The 15,810-nt window shown below is 57.2% G+C and carries 9 protein-coding genes; 7 read left to right on the top strand and 2 right to left on the bottom strand.

The features are described from left to right. The first annotated feature begins 15 nt into the window (after nt 1-15). Nucleotides 16-6,477 carry an excinuclease ABC subunit UvrA gene (gene uvrA / locus Pla52nx_RS26795; protein ID WP_146518966.1) on the top strand — a complete coding sequence of 2,154 codons (6,462 nt, stop codon included), beginning with the start codon at nt 16-18 and terminating at the stop codon, nt 6,475-6,477. 171 nt (nt 6,478-6,648) lie between these two features. On the opposite strand, the gene Pla52nx_RS26790 is transcribed toward uvrA, so the two are convergent. Beyond that, entirely contained in the window at nt 6,649-7,023 is a 375-nt protein-coding gene (locus Pla52nx_RS26790) for a hypothetical protein (protein ID WP_146518965.1), read from the bottom strand. A gap of 137 nt (nt 7,024-7,160) precedes the next feature. Further along, a complete protein-coding gene (locus Pla52nx_RS26785; RefSeq protein ID WP_146518964.1) occupies nt 7,161-8,687 on the bottom strand; it encodes a sulfatase family protein in 1,527 nt (508 codons plus the stop codon). 271 nt (nt 8,688-8,958) lie between these two features. Between Pla52nx_RS26785 and Pla52nx_RS26780 the strand changes: the two genes are divergently transcribed. The 6 genes from Pla52nx_RS26780 (at nt 8,959) to Pla52nx_RS26755 (ending at nt 15,807) form a co-directional block, all read left to right on the top strand. Continuing rightward, nucleotides 8,959-9,690, top strand: a complete 732-nt coding sequence (locus Pla52nx_RS26780; protein WP_146518963.1) for an RluA family pseudouridine synthase — start codon at nt 8,959-8,961, stop codon at nt 9,688-9,690. A 288-nt stretch (nt 9,691-9,978) separates the two neighbouring features. Continuing rightward, entirely contained in the window at nt 9,979-10,791 is an 813-nt protein-coding gene (locus Pla52nx_RS26775; RefSeq protein WP_146518962.1) for a menaquinone biosynthetic enzyme MqnA/MqnD family protein, read from the top strand. Continuing rightward, nucleotides 10,788-11,951, top strand: a complete 1,164-nt coding sequence (mqnC, locus tag Pla52nx_RS26770; RefSeq protein ID WP_146518961.1) for a cyclic dehypoxanthinyl futalosine synthase — start codon at nt 10,788-10,790, stop codon at nt 11,949-11,951. The genes Pla52nx_RS26775 and mqnC overlap by 4 nt, the downstream gene beginning before the upstream one ends. Nucleotides 11,952-12,098: 147 nt before the next feature. Further along, nucleotides 12,099-12,665: a hypothetical protein gene (locus Pla52nx_RS26765; protein WP_146518960.1), complete on the top strand. Its 567-nt coding sequence runs from the start codon at nt 12,099-12,101 to the stop codon at nt 12,663-12,665. 1 nt (nt 12,666) lies between these two features. Continuing rightward, nucleotides 12,667-14,691 carry a hypothetical protein gene (locus tag Pla52nx_RS26760; RefSeq protein WP_146518959.1) on the top strand — a complete coding sequence of 675 codons (2,025 nt, stop codon included), beginning with the start codon at nt 12,667-12,669 and terminating at the stop codon, nt 14,689-14,691. Between the two features lie 15 nt (nt 14,692-14,706). Beyond that, nucleotides 14,707-15,807 (top strand): MotA/TolQ/ExbB proton channel family protein, encoded by a 1,101-nt coding sequence (locus Pla52nx_RS26755; protein WP_146518958.1) that lies wholly within the window; start codon nt 14,707-14,709, stop codon nt 15,805-15,807. Nucleotides 15,808-15,810: the final 3 nt, after the last annotated feature.

The following is a 15,810-nucleotide window of genomic DNA, read 5'->3' as shown; positions in this document are numbered from 1 at the left end:
CTACGCCAAAGACGAATGACGACAACGGAAATCAAAGTCAAAGGAGCTCGTGAGCACAATCTCCGCAATGTCAATCTTTCGCTGCCACGGGGCGAGTTGATTTGCTTCTCCGGGGTCTCCGGTAGCGGCAAGAGTTCTCTGGCGTTTGACACCTTGTACGCGGAAGGCCAGCGTCGCTACGTCGAGTCGTTGAGCAATTACGCGCGACAGTTCATGGGGCAGATGCCCAAACCGGATGTGGATTTGGTCAGTGGACTGAGTCCATCGATTTCGATCAGTCAGAAATCGACGGGCAACAATCCGCGCAGTACCGTCGGGACGATCACGGAAATCCATGACTTCCTGCGAGTCTTGTACGCACGCGTCAGCACCTCACGTTGCCCGGCGTGCACCACGCCGATCGCTGCCCAGCCCTCCGACGCCATCGCATCACGGATGATGGAGCTGGATCCGGAGGCCACGCTGTGGGTGATGGCTCCGCTGGTGCGTGGCCAAAAGGGTGAGTTCAAGGATCTGTTCGAGGACCTGCGTAAGCAAGGTTTTACGCGTGCCCGCGTCGATGGTGAAACGGTCCGGTTGGCCGAGCCGCCACCGTTGGATCGTCAGCATCGACACGATGTCGAGGTCGTCGTCGATCGATTGCCACCGGACAGTCGTGATCGAGGACGTGTGATCGAAGCCGTTGAGATTGCGCTCAAGCTGGGCGACTGGACGATCATCACGTCGCTGTCCGAGGCAAACTCGGAATCGGCGTCTGATCCCAAGCAAGACATTTTATTTTCGTCGCGTTATTCTTGCCCGACCTGTGGTGAGAGTTTCAAGCCGCCGTCGCCGCAACTGTTTAGCTTCAACAGTCCCCAAGGGATGTGTCAGTCCTGTGACGGATTGGGTGAGCTATACACGTTTGTGCCCGAGTTGTTGATTCCCGATGACAAGAAATCCATTCGCACGGGCGCCATCACGTTGTTGGGCAAATGGGGTGACATCGGACGTTATCGCCGACACGTTTACAAGAACGTCGCTTCGGCGATGGACAAAGCGTTCGAGCTAGAAGACGGCACGATGCTGAGCGAGAAGTGGCGAGATTTGCCCGAGGAAGCTCAGCAGGTTTGGTTGTGGGGAACCGAAAAGTCACTCGAGTTCACTTGGCGGGGTGGCCGGAGTCGGCGCAAGTACACGGGTAGTTTCGAAGGTTTCATTCCCGAATTGCTGGACCGCTATCGGACGACCAAGAACAAGATGCAGTTGCGGCATCTTGAGAAGTTCATGAACACGCTGGACTGCTTGGACTGCAATGGCGGCCGACTCAATCCGCAAGCCAGAGCGGCCACCTTGCGGACTCGGCACCCAGACTTTGCCGATGCACCGGACTTTTCGCTGCCGCAACTCAGTGAACTTTCCATCGATCGTCTCAGCGATTTCTTTTCGGACATCGAACTGGGAGCGACCGATGCCAAGATCGCGGCCGAGGCGCTCAAAGAGATCCGCACGCGGTTGGGTTTCTTGTTGGGCGTGGGGTTGAACTACCTTTCGCTGGGGCGAACCGCACCCACGTTGTCGGGCGGTGAGTCTCAGCGGATCCGGCTGGCCGGTCAGATCGGCAGCGGACTGGTCGGGGTGTTGTACATCTTGGATGAGCCGTCGATCGGTTTGCATCCGCGTGACAACGATCGACTGATCGAAACGCTTGTGCGTCTACGAGACGCAGGCAACACGTTGATCGTCGTCGAGCACGATGAAGACACCATGCGGGCAGCCGATCGTATCGTGGACTTCGGTCCCGGTCCGGGAATCAAAGGTGGCATGATCGTCGCCGAAGGAAACGCGGAGGCGGTCGGAAAACAAGCTAAGAGCGTGACGGGACAGTTTCTTTCGGGCACGCGTTCGATTCAACCTCCGGAGAACCCACGCAAGATCGATCCCGACGTTCAGCTGACCGTGCACGGCGCTCGATTTCATAATCTCAAGAATGTGGATGTCTCCATTCCGCTGGGAACGGTGACCTGCGTCACCGGTGTTTCTGGCAGCGGCAAGAGTTCGTTGATCTCGGGCATCGTCGAGCCCGCGCTGCGAAATGCGCTCAATGGTGCGGAACTGACGCCCGGCGAACACGATTCGATCAGCGGACTGGAGCACTTGGACAAGACCATTGCGATCGATCAATCGCCGATCGGGCGGACACCACGTAGTAATCCAGCCACGTACGTGAAAGTGTTCGACGAGATTCGAAACTTGTACGCCAAATTGTCCGAGGCCAAGACGCGAGGCTACACCGCCAGCAGGTTTAGTTTCAACGTCGATGGTGGCCGTTGCGCCGCGTGTGACGGCAATGGTGCATCGAAACTGGAAATGGATTTCTTGGCCGACATCTGGGTGACCTGTCCGGTCTGCCAAGGCAAGCGTTACAACCGCGAGACGTTGTCGGTCGAGTTCAAGGGCGCATCGATCGCGGACGTTTTGGAGATGGACATCTCGCAAGCTCTGGAGTTGTTTCAGAATGTCCCCAAAGTCGCGGAGAAACTGCAAACTCTGGTCGACGTCGGACTGGAGTATCTCAAGCTCGGTCAACCGTCACCGACATTGTCCGGTGGCGAAGCTCAGCGGATCAAACTGTCACGCGAGCTGAGCAAGAAGGAGACGGGCCGAACGTTGTACGTGCTGGACGAACCGACAACGGGGTTGCATTTTGCCGACATCGAATTGTTGCTGAAAGTCATTCACGGCTTGGCCGATCGTGGCAACACCGTTGTCATCGTCGAACACAATCTGGACGTCATCAAGACTGCGGATCACGTGATCGATCTGGGCCCCGAAGGCGGCGCCGGAGGAGGGCGCGTCATCGCGGAGGGGACGCCTGATGTGATCGCGCGCTGTCCCGAAAGCTATACCGGTGCGGCGCTTGCCAAGACGTTGGGCATCAAGCGAACCGGCAAACGCGCCGGTGCGATCGACAAACGCACCCAGCCTGCCCTGCCGCCTATCGACGACAAAGCACGCACGCACGTGGTGGTCCAAAATGCCAGCGAACACAACCTCAAGAGCGTCAACGTGGCAATTCCACGTGATGCGATGACTGTGTTCTGCGGACCCAGCGGCAGCGGCAAGAGTTCGCTCGCGATGGATACGATTTACGCCGAGGGACAACGGCGGTACGTCGAGTCGCTTTCGTCGTACGCCAGACAGTTCATCGGCCAAGCGCAGAAGCCCAAGGTGGAACGCATCGAAGGACTCTCGCCCGCTGTGGCGCTCGAGCAAAAGAATCTCGGGCACTCGCCACGCAGTACCGTGGGGACGGTCACCGAAGTTTACGATTACATTCGGATCTTGATGGCCCGGTTGGGCACGCGACACTGTCCGGATTGTGATTGTGTGGTCGGAACACAGACACCGGACGAGATCGTCGACAAGGTCATGGCGATGACCGAGGGCACCAAGGCGTTGATCTTGGCACCGATCGAAGTTGTTGCCGGTGATGCGTCCAAGGACACGTGGCAATCATTGAGAAGCCAAGGTTTTCAACGTGTCCGTGTCGACGGCGTCACGATGTCGCTGGACGACGCCCCCGCTTTGGACCCGAGAAAACGACAAAGCGTTCAGGTGGTCGTGGACCGCATCGTCGTGCAACCTTCGGATAAATCACGCATCAGTGACAGTGTCGAACAGGCTTTGTCGCTCGGCGTCGGTGTCGTTCAGGTGGCGATCTCGGATCCCGATCGCGATGAACATCGATGGGACGTCATCACGCACAGTCAGCACCTAGTGTGTGGTTCCTGTGGTCGTTCGTTCCCGACGCTCACGCCGCACCATTTCTCATTTAACTCTGGTGTCGGATGGTGTCCACAATGCGAAGGCCTGGGAAACCAGACCGGGACCAATCCCGCTGCCCTACTCGATTCACCGACGAAATCCTTGCAGGAAGGCGTCTCGTTGCTGTGGCCCAACGTCGATGAAACGGTCTCGCAGTGGATGCTGCGAGCTCTGTCGCGTCACACCGGCATTCCGATTGATGTGTCATATGAGAAGCTCACCGTATCGCAGCGACGCGTTCTGTTCCACGGAAACCGCGAGGAGTGGATCGAAGTCCGCCAGAGCGACATCAAGCCAGGCAGCACGGGATCGACCGTCGTCTTCCGATTCCAATTCAAGGGTTTTTATCCTGCGTTGGAGGAAGCATCGCGATTGACACCTGGTTTGCGTGGCAAGCTGGAGCAGTTTGTCGACGAAATTGACTGCGTCGCTTGTGCCGGTTCACGACTCCGCGAAGAAGCTGCTGCGTGTCGATTCCGCGGGCATACGATCGCGGACTTGGTACATATGCCGCTGGATCGCTTGTCGGAAACCGTCAAGTCGTGGAAATTTGATCGACGAGAAAGCAAGATTGCCGGTGAGTTGTTTCGTGAAATCCGTGCACGCATCAGTTTCTTGCTCGACGTCGGGCTGAACTACTTGACGCTGCATCGCGGCGCGGCGACGTTGTCGGGTGGCGAAGCACAACGGATTCGCTTGGCCGCACAACTTGGCAGCGGCTTGTGCGGCGTGCTCTATGTGTTGGACGAACCGACCATCGGTCTGCATCCCCGAGACAATCTGCGGCTGCTCTCGGCGCTGCATCGATTGCGGGACTTGGGCAACACGCTGTTGGTCGTTGAGCACGATCGCGACGTGATCGCGGGCAGCGATTACTTGTGTGATTTTGGACCGGAGGCCGGTCGTCGCGGCGGACGTATCGTTGCGGAAGGTCCACCGCTGGACATCCGTCCGTTGGATCAGTCGGTGACCGCAGGCTACATCACCAACCGCAAACAGATTCCGATTCCGCAGAATCGTCGACCGGTCAAAGGTGTCGGAGGTCAGGACTACGTCAACTATTTGAAGCTGACCGGATGCCGAGAAAACAATCTGATCGACGTTGATTTGGAAGTGCCGTTGGGTGTGATGACGGTCGTCACGGGGCCGAGCGGTAGTGGCAAGAGCACGTTGATTGAAGGGACATTGTTCGCGATTCTGGCCAAGCGTTTGCATCGACAGAATGTCAAGCCTGGGCGACATGAAAAGTTCGAAGGGATTCGGCATGTCGACAAGGTCATCCGCGTCGATCAGTCGCCATTGGGCAACACGCCCTCGAGCAATCCGGCGACGTACACCGGTGTGTTCGATCACGTTCGACAGCTTTTCGCGGAGCTGCCCGAGTCTCGTGAGCGAAAGTTCACAGCGCGGACATTCAGCTTCAACGTCCCCGGTGGCCGTTGTGAAACCTGTGAAGGCAGCGGTCAGCGTCGTATCGAAATGCACTTTTTGCCGGACGTTTGGGTTGCTTGCGAAGAATGTGATTCACGTCGCTACAACGACGATGTCTTGGAAGTCAAATATCACGGTCGATCGATCGCCGATATTCTGGCCATGCAAATTGGCGAAGCCGTCGAGTTGTTCGCATCGGAACCGCGGATCACGCGTGTTTTGCAAACGCTTTGCGATGTCGGATTGGATTACGTCACGCTGGGCCAATCCGCGCCCACGCTTTCAGGCGGCGAAGCTCAGCGGGTGAAGTTGGCATCCGAGTTGGCGCGACCGGGAACGGGCAGCACGTTGTATTTGCTCGACGAGCCGACCACCGGATTGCATTTCGACGACATCGCAAAACTGGTCACGGTGATGCAGCGGTTAGTCGATCACGGCAACACGGTGGTGGTGATTGAACACAACCTGGATGTGATCAAGTGTGCCGACTGGGTCATCGACATGGGGCCTGGGGCGGGTGTTGACGGCGGGAAGATCGTTTTCACGGGCACACCCGAACAGTTGGCCGCGACGGCAACAAAATCCAAGCGTGGCCAGGAGTCATCGATCTCGGTCACGGCACCATTTTTGGCCGACGCACTAAAACCGATTGGCGAGACGGCGACTTCGGCTGCCTCTGCGAAACCGAGCAAGCGGAGTGCCAAGACGCTCAGTCCGTCAAAGAACACGCCACGAGCGGTCGCTGCGGAGTCGTCCGCCGAGTTGCGTATCGACGCCGCACAGCCGTTGGACGCGTCCTCGCCTTGGCGTGTTTTGGGCAGGCGTTGGCATACGACGGCAAAGGGTTTTCCGGAGGGGGAAACGCCGTCTTGGCCGCTGGAGTTGGCCGACCGCGTGATGACAATGATGGAACAAGTCGCCGGCGACGAATCTTTGGCCTTTGACGAGCCTGACAAAGTTCAAGTGAGGCTGGCCGATGGCGAGCAAGCTTGGGCCGAGATCGAGACCAAGGCGGCCGATGTGGTCACGCTTCGCCTCGCAGGACCATCAGATGTGATCAAGCCGGACGATTTGAAGACGTTGACGGTTGCTGGTGCAGAGATCGAGCAAGTGGACGGTTCGCAAGATCGCGCGATCGTCAAGATCCGCTTCAACAAGCTCGGCCAGCCACGCAGCAGAAAGCTCAAAGCTTTGTTGAAGGTACACTTGGATGCGACGGTGGCCCGGAGTGATCAATGACCCGTACGTCAGGCTTTCTAGCCTGACATGCAGGGGGCTTGTACGTCAGGCTTTCTAGCCTGACATGCAGGGGGAAGTCAGGCTGGAAAGCCTGACGTACGTGAGGTCAACAAAAAAAACCGACTCGTTTCCGAATCGGTTTCGTTGGTTTGCAAATTGCGTTGCCGGGCACTAGGGCTTGTGGGCGCTGTGGCAGGCTTTGCAGTTGGCGGCTTTCTTGAGCATGTCGCCGGCACCTTCGTCGCCATCGACGGCTGCCTTGCTGGCCTTGACCAGAGCGCTCGTCAGTTTCTTCCAAGACTCTGCGTCACCCTTGGGGGCTTCGTTCTTGCTCATCGCGACGAGCATGTCGTGCAGCTTCTTCTTATCTTCGTCAGAAGCTTCACCGCCTGCGACTTTCTTCAGCAGTGGGCCTTTGAAGGCTTCTTTCATGACTTCTTTGGTCTTGTACTTCTTTGCTTCTTCCTCTTCCGCCGCTCCGGCGGGCAGGCACAGAAGTGCGGCGGCGCAGAAACAGGCTGCGGCCGCAACTAGCATCTTTCGCATGGTTTGAGTTCTCTCACAGGGGCTTCATCGAAACGAAAAACAGAACCCGGCATTTTGCCCGATTCGAACAAGTAACAGATATAACGAACGGCAAACGCCGCCGCCACATAATTGCGGCCTGGAGCAGCGAAAAATGGCTATTTGCCCTCTTTTGCCCAAAGCTTCATCTGGGCGATGTTGTCCTGGATTCGCTGGGCGTGCTCTGGAGATTTGTTTCGCTTGGCAATCCCATCAACGTAAACTTGCATGTCGCTGTCATACATTTCGGGCGATTCCGGCTGTCGACCCATGTCGCCCGTGGTTTCTTCCCACTGGGCCAAGCGTTGCCGCATCTGTTCCAGTTGTCTCGCCCACTCGGGGTTCCCCGCCAGATTTCGTGTTTCGAAAGGATCGTTGGCCAGATCGTAGAGTTCTTCCGTCGGTCGAGTGGGCTGAAAGATTCGGTCCTGCAGCTCGGTCAGCTTTCCCTCGTCGTGCAGTCGACGCATGGCTTGAACGATCGCTTTACCGTCTTTGTACGCACACGGTTGCATGTGAGGGCGCTGGTTGAGGTAATTGCGGATGTACTTGAGGTTCGCAGTGCGCACGCTGCGCAGATGCTCGACCGTTTCATCGCATCGATCACGTGCCGAGAACACCGCATCGCGTGCAACGTACTCGGGCGACAGAATGTCTTGGGCTTGCATGGATTTTGGGATTTCGATGCCAGCCAATCCAAGTGACAACGCAGCGATGTCAATGTGCTCGACGAGATCGTTGCGGGTTGCGTGTTCGATTCCGGGACCGGCGATCACCAACGGCACATGGATTCCTTCATCGTACAAGAATTGTTTTCCACGGGCGTGACTGATGCCATGATCGGTCATGAAGAGGACGACCGTGTTCTCAAGGTCACCGTCCTGTCTGAGTTTCTCAATGACTTCGCCCACCATGTGATCGGTCAAGCGAATCGAGTCGAGGTACGCAGCCCAGTCTTGCAGCAGCACCGGATCGTTCGGGTAGTACGGTGGCAAGGTCACATCAGCGGGATCGGTCGCCGAACCGAGAACCTGCTTGGCTTGCGCGGCCAGTTTCTCGGCTGCTTCTGGAGACGCGCCACGCAGCTTTCCGCCGGGGGTTTGGATCTGTGCAAAGAAGGGTTGCCCTGGAGCACGCTGTGTCCAATCCGATGAGTTGTAAATCGATGGATCCCACTCAAAGTTGTAATCGGTTTTTCCAAGACGGCCTTTCTTGTTGGGCCAACCGCTGATGGATGTGTAGTAGCCTGCGTCCTGAAACAGTTTGGGAACCAGTTGGACGTCCGCGGGCAACTCAATCTTCAACTCGCCGCGGCCACTGCGGTGGTGATGCGCTCCGATGCTGGTTTGGTACATCCCCGTGATGAACGCGGAGCGGCACGTTGAGCAGACCGGGGCGGTGACGTAAGCGTGATTGAATTGTATGCCTCGCCCGGCAAGAGCGTCCACGTTGGGGGTTTGGATTAGTTTCTCACCGTAGCACGAGAATTCCGCGGACATGTCATCGACGATGATCCACAAGATGTTCGGACGCACCGGTTGGTCGTTGGAGGTGGGCTCAACGTTTGCTTGGGCAAACAAATCGGTTGTGTCGAGTACGACGATGCCAAGCAGGGCGAAACGCAGCGTATAAATCAGGGTTTGCATGAAGGAGAACAGAGGTAGGAGTTCAGGGTTGGACGATGCGTGAGATTATATTCGCTTGCGATACCGAGCGTGTTTCTGTCTGCTGCACACGGTCTTGACTTCGTTGCGTTGCGCCGTACAACTTGAATTAGCGAGAGATCCGTCGATCGGCAAGCAACTTGATTGCTTGTCGTCGTGGCCGGGATCTCTCGTTTTTTATGCGCCGAATTGGAAACGCATTTTGGATTCGCTCTATCGTATGCGTTGAAAGTCGCTTTCCCGATCGATGACCATGCCAATCGAAGTACTTTATCGCGATGGTGGTGTAATCGCGGTCAACAAGCCTGCCGAGTTGCCCACCCAGGCAGCAGAGGGGATCGAAAGTCTGCAGAGCCGACTGCGAGAGGAGCTGGAGAGGGAACACGAGTACCTTGAGTTTCCCCATCGACTGGATCGAGGTGTCAGCGGCGTGATTTTGGCAGCGACATCGAAGAAAGTGGCACGATTGCTCTCCGATCAGTTTGCGTCTCGCAAGACCGAAAAACGCTACGTCGCGTTGGTGGCTGGAGTTCCTGAGTTCCAATCTTCGGCGTCGACGTCGGTCTCAGGGGAACAGAGCGATAACGTCTGGCGCGATCACTTGCGCAAGATCGATGGGGTGGCTCGCGTGGAGTTGTGTGACGAAAACGCACTGGGAGCAAAGCTCGCGGAGACTCACCTGGAGGCCGTGTCGCCGTCCAAGGCTGGCGATTGTTCGCGGCTTGTTCTGCGCCCGATCACGGGACGGATGCATCAACTCCGAATTCAAGCCGCCTCACGAGGTCATGCGATTTTGGGTGATTCCATTTATGCCACCGAAGTGCCAGAGGGTGGCGACAGCGATACTCGAATTCACTTGCACGCGTGCGAAATCACATTTCACCATCCCAAAACGGGCAAACGAGTGACGGTGAGCTGCGCTGCGGATGAGCGGTTTGATCTGGATCGACGATCTGGCAGCCACCCGGTAGAATTTGAGGACTGAATGGGGCGGTTAACCGACGAGTTGTTGTGCGGTTGATTCCCTGTTTCGGTGGACAACGTTTGGTTTTTCATCGTGTGATCGGTATCGCGTGTTTTTACCAGCACGACGCGCAAGCGAGTGAAGTGTCAATCCGTTCTTGGATACACTCGCTTGCGCGTCGTGCTAGTATTCACTTGCTTGCGCGTTGTGCTTGTATTTCGCGAAAAATCACTCGTCTGAATTGCGTTCCCAATGCGGACAAGCCCTCAGCACGTACCAAGTTTCACTCCTCCACAAGATTGCGTTTTCATGCTCCGGATCGGTGCCGTCTCCTATCTGAACACCAAGCCCTTGATTTATGGGCTGCGTGAGCGACTGGAATCCAACCAGTCAGGCGTGTGCGGCCAATTGTCGCTGAATTTGCCCAGCCGTCTCGCCACGCAGTTGCGTGTCGGCGAGCTGGACGTCGCTTTGATTCCATCCGTGGAGTACTTTCGCGGGCAGTCGGACTACCAGATCGTCTCTGACGCGGCGATCGCCTGCCGGGGGCCGGTGTGGAGTGTCCGGTTGCTTAGTCGCGTGCCGGTAAGGAAAATCAAACGGCTGGCATTGGACGAGGGAAGCCGCACCAGCGTGGCGCTGACCAAGGTCTTGTTGTGGGAGATGTATGCTCTGCGACCGGAAACGGTTCCCTTGACGATGGAGCAAACGCCGGAAGCGGTCGATGCCGATGCCGTTTTGGTGATCGGCGACCGCGCGATGCACCCCGAGCCGGGCGTTTACAGTGAGATCTGGGACCTGGGTGACCGCTGGTGCAGGTGGAGCGAGCTGCCGTTCGTTTTCGCGATGTGGGTGGCTCGTCGCGGAGTCGACATCGATCGGCTTGCCGAACTTTTGCAGCAGAGCCGTGACGAAGGGGTTGCGAATCTCGAATCCATTGCCGGGCAGTATGCAGCACCGCATGGTCTGACTAACGAAGACCTCCATCATTACTTTGCCGATAACCTTCACTATCACCTCGGCCCTCGCGAACAAAGCGGACTGGAGTTGTTCCGATCCCGTTGCTCACACTTGGGGCTGATCGCAGACGAAACGACCGCTGCAGGAGCTGAAAACGAATGATCAAAGACATCCTGGAAAAATCCGTCGCCGGCCAGCGTATCAGCGGCGACGAAGCCCTACAGTTGCTGCAGTCGCACGACTTGGCCGCCATCGGTGCCGCCGCCGACAAGGTATCGCGGCGCATGCATCCGGAGCCTTTCCGGACGTACAACGTCGATCGAAACATCAACTACACCAACATCTGTACCGCAGTTTGTCACTTCTGCGCGTTTTACCGCGGCCCCAAGAGCGACGAAGGCTACGTGTTGCCCCGTGAGGAACTGTTGGCAAAGGTCGGCGAGACGGTCGAGCTGGGCGGCAATCAGATTTTGATGCAAGGCGGATTGCATCCGAAGTTCAAGCTGGAATGGTACGAGGAACTGCTGCGGGATATCAAGTCGGCGTACCCGGAGGTGAACATCCACGGCTTCAGCCCGCCAGAGCTGCATCATTTCACCAAAGTCAACAACATGGGGATCGAGGAAGTCCTGACGCGGCTCAAAGCGGCAGGGCTCGGCAGTATCCCAGGCGGCGGTGCGGAGATCTTGGTCGATCGTGTGCGTCATGTTTTGACTCGTGGCAAAGTCATGAGTGACGACTGGTTGAACGTGATGCGCGTCTGGCACCAATTGGGCGGCATCAGTTCCGCGACCATGATGTTCGGACACGTCGAAACGCTTGCCGAACGAGTCGAACACTTGCAGCGCATTCGTGACCTGCAAGACGAGACCGGCGGTTTTACCGCGTTCATCTGCTGGACATTCCAGCCCGACAACACCGAGATGGCACACATCCCTGCAACGGGCTCATTCGAGTACCTCAAGACCCAAGCCGTGTCGCGGTTGTTCTTGGACAACGTGCCCAATATCCAAAGCAGTTGGGTGACTCAGGGGTTAAAGATGGGGCAGCTCGCGTTGCTGTTCGGCGCAAACGACATGGGCAGCCTGATGATCGAAGAAAACGTGGTCGCGGAAGCCGGAACAGTACACTTCTTGTCTCTGCGACAGATGCGTGAAGCGATCGAAGAACTCGGATTCCAGGCACGGCAGCGCGACGTGCATTATCAGCTCGTCTCACCCGAGTTGGAACAGAAAGCGATCGATGCCAACGGCGGCAGCGGACCGACAAAGGCAGCCGCAGGGGAGCCCGTTTTGGTTCAACTCGACGCCACCCCGGCCTGATTTCACGTGTCGCACCGCTCTGGTGTATGATGGTTCTCTATCGGGGGCTGCCCCACGGCTGTCCAATTGTTGTTGCTGGAGTAAAAGCTTTGGTTCCAACCTACGTCTGGAACTGAGTCGAGTCCTGATCGCGGCAGGAGCCATCGAGTGAATCATCGCATTCCAATTCAACGCATCGCAGCGATGTGCTACTTGTGCATCGTTTTCGTGTTCGGTCCAGGGTGCACCAAACCGAAACAGACCGCGTCCACTCGCTCGGCCCAAGCAAGGCAGGACTTGGCGGACGCCGAGCGTGCCGAAGAATTGAAGTTCCAAGACGAAGAAGGCAACACGGATTGGCGGGCTCGATTAGAGGCCGCCAAGGAGGCTTTGGAGGAAGCCCAATCGGAAAAACGCTGGGGAAACAAAACGGCCGCCTTGGAGAAAGCACTCGACGCCGCCCGCTTGATGCCTCCACCGGGCAAAGATTTTGAACTGCCGCAACTGAGTTCGTCCGGTCAAGGTGACGGTGAGTCCGGTGACGGCGAGTCAGACGGCAGCCAAGCAGCGGCCGAGGCAGGTGATTCCGATGCAGAAACGAATCAGGGTTTGAGTAATGAGGAAGTCCAGCAGTTGCGAGACTCACTCAGTGAGTTGCTCGAATCGTTGGATGGTCGCGTGGGCGCAACCAAGGCGGACTTGAGTTTGGATCACGACATCATTGAGATCGAGTGACGTGATCGATCATTCACCGTCGCCGGCCGTCTATCGCTTGCAACGCGTGCTCGATTCGAGTGCGTCGCGCCACGAAATCGTCGAGGCGTTGGAAAGTGCCCAAGCATCGGCGAGTGGGCTCCCCGAGTTGCTCCTCTTTCGAGCCAACGAACGAGTGGCTGCAGAGCGGATGTTGGAACGACGCCGCATCCTGTTTGCCGTCGGCAGCATGATCGTGATCTTCGCCACCGTCGTCGGCGGATTTGGACTGACGACGCTCAATCGCATGCGGTCGCTCAATCAGTCCGAGAGCATCTTTGCCGAGCTGGTGAGGACCGAGCAATGGGACGAGGCCTCGCGTTTCTTGCAAGGACTGGACGACACGACGCGCTCCAACCCTGTGTTTGTGGAGGGGCAGCGGACGGTCACCGAAGCCTTGGCTCGCGAGGAAGAGCGTGCTCGTGAGTTCAAACGCTTGGTCGCTCAACTGCGAGCCGGTCCGGCAGACGATTTCGATCCCGTCAAAGTCCAGCAGATCACGGACTTGGCCAAGACTGCGGAGGAGCAGGAGACGGCGACCGAGATCAACGAGCAATTCGAAGAGCAACGTTTGCGTCGCGAAGCCTCTCGCACCGATGGTCAAACCAGCCAGTTTCAGTCACTGCAGGACCAGGTGGATCGTTTTCTGACGCAAGAACAACAATCGATGACCGAGGATGAGCGGCAATTGCGACGGTATGAGTTGCAAAAGGAGCTCAACGAGTTTGTCGCGTCGCACCACTTGGCGAATCCCGAGCTGGCCGCCACGGCAAAGCAGACCGTGGCGATGCTGTCCCAAGACGGATCGCGTGATCAACAGATGGCCAAGCGGGAGCAGCGAATGGCCGCGATCACGGACGCCGTCGGGAACTTGGAAACCTATCTCGGACGCATCAAGAACTTCGTCGCTGATTTGCCTGGCGACGCCATGTCGAGTGACTTAGGGCAAACGCTTGACTCGCCAGACGAACTCAGCGCCACGTTGACTTGGATCCGTGTCTTGGAGCATCCGGGGTTCCAGGACATTGATGTCGATTCTGCAACGATCGAGCAGTGGTTTCAAGTGCTCAGAGAGGCTGAGCGTGTTGCGCCGCAGCACCCGTTTTCTAAGCTCAGTGCGCCGCTCGAAGAGCACTTGATTGCCGTTCAACGTCGTAAAGGATTGATCGCGGAGCTACGGCAAGAGTTTGCGTCGGATTTGATGAAGCCGATGTATGTTTATCCGGGTGACGACCAGGAATTTTTTTACAGCGAGCAGGACCCGTCAACGAAATCGGACCGTGCCCACGTCGTCCCTTACTTTGCCGACCTCACGCTCTCTCGCGAGACCAAGAACTACGGTTTGCAGTTTCGTCAACAAGTCGCTCCACGTGTTCGGATGGCAGGCCACAGCCGTTACGCGGCCGAGTCGGCGGCAACGCTCTCGGGACTGAGTCCGGAAAATTTTACCCCCAGCATGTACCGGCTGATCAACGGCTTGAGGGTCTTTCAGGGCGAGCCCGAATTTGATCCGGTGTATCGCGTGATTTGGATGCGCAAGCTGATGCGGATTGCGAGTGACGGCAGCGTACCACTGCGGTCAGCCTTCGGCGATTGGCAAGCCAAATTGTCTGATGCGACGCTGGACGCGACCGTGGACTGGATTTCACCGCAGCAGAGAAATCAAGCGGCAGTCCTCGATGCCACGCGCACGGCGAGAGCCTTGCTGCAATCGCCTCCCGACTGGGATTCGCGTGTGCAGGACATGTTGGCCGGTTTCAAGCGATTTCAGCAGCCGCGTCCCAAGGCACCTCGTTGGGTAGGCTGGGTCGCGATGCAAGATCGCAGTCGTGTGGCAATGCTAGTCGGCGATGCACCGAGTGACGGTTTGGTTGTTGTTTCCCATGGCGGCGAGTCCAACGAATCGCAGTTGGTGTCGATTGATTCCTCTGCTGCAGACAGTGTGATTCGCATCGACAATGGCGTGCGTTGCGGTTCGATGGTCTACAGCATGACACAGTGGGATTAGGGGACGAGTCATTTCATGGAAACATCACTCGTCAGCAAAGACCGCTTGGTTTGGATGCGTCGTGATATCGAGCGACAGTTCGGTTTCAGCGGATCTAGATTCACGCGAGTGGGCAGTCTGTTGCCCGCATTGATCGCGATCGCCGTCACCGTCGGGTTCTTTGGCGGTTTATTTGCCATCGGTTCAAATCCCTGGGTGGACATGTTCACTCGACGCGGCTGGACTCCCTTTGTCATTGTTTTCTTTGCCCTGTGGTCGGCAATGATCCTGTGGCTCAAACGGTCCAAGCTCGGTTTGCAACGACGCGCGCTGCGACTGAACGTCATTCCCGATCACATCGAACACGAGCAATTCGCGTTGTCGGTCGAAACGGCCGAACAAGTGCTGCATCGGCTCTATCAAGTCAGCGACGATCCGAAGCACTTCGTCCTGCTGCATCGCATCGAAGTCGGCTTGTCTAATGTTCGCAGTCTCAGTCACGTCGGAGACTTGGGCGAGATCCTGCGAACGCAATCCGAGCACGATGAATCAGTGATGGAAACGAGTTTCAACTTGATCCGTGGGTTGGTCTGGGCGATCCCGATTCTCGGTTTCATCGGGACGGTTTCTGGGCTCTCCTCCGCCATCGGGGGCTTCGGTCGCGTGCTCAGTCAAACCGATGATCCGGCACAATTGATCGATGCGCTCAAGGGAGTCACCGGAGGACTCGCGACCGCGTTCGAAACGACCTTATTGGCTTTGATCGCCGCCCTGTTGGTCCAAATGGCGATGACGTTCCAAAAGAAACGCGAAGAAGAGTTTTTGGATGAATGCACCGAGTATTGCCAGCGTGAGATCTCCAGTCGGCTGCGAACCGATGGTTCTAGTTCAGCGGCGGTTGCATTGCCAAAGCCCAGCCCTAAGTCCGCGTCGCGCGCAAGGGTTCCGGAAACCAAGCTTCCCCAACAGGCGGGGCAAACCTTGCCCGCAGTCACTCCCGTCGCCGCAACGGAGCCACCAGTCTCCTCTGCACCTGAGCCCGTCGATGCCGAAATAATCTCTTTGGACGATGAAAATGGTTCCGCGACGCAGCCGATCGAGGCGGAGCCCATTGACGCAGACGTGATTTGGGATTGATCG

Source organism: Stieleria varia, assembly GCF_038443385.1.
Classification (GTDB): Bacteria; Planctomycetota; Planctomycetia; order Pirellulales; family Pirellulaceae; genus Stieleria; species Stieleria varia.
The sequence above is the reverse complement of the archived record's forward strand: the minus strand, read 5'-3'. Positions and strand labels throughout refer to the sequence as shown.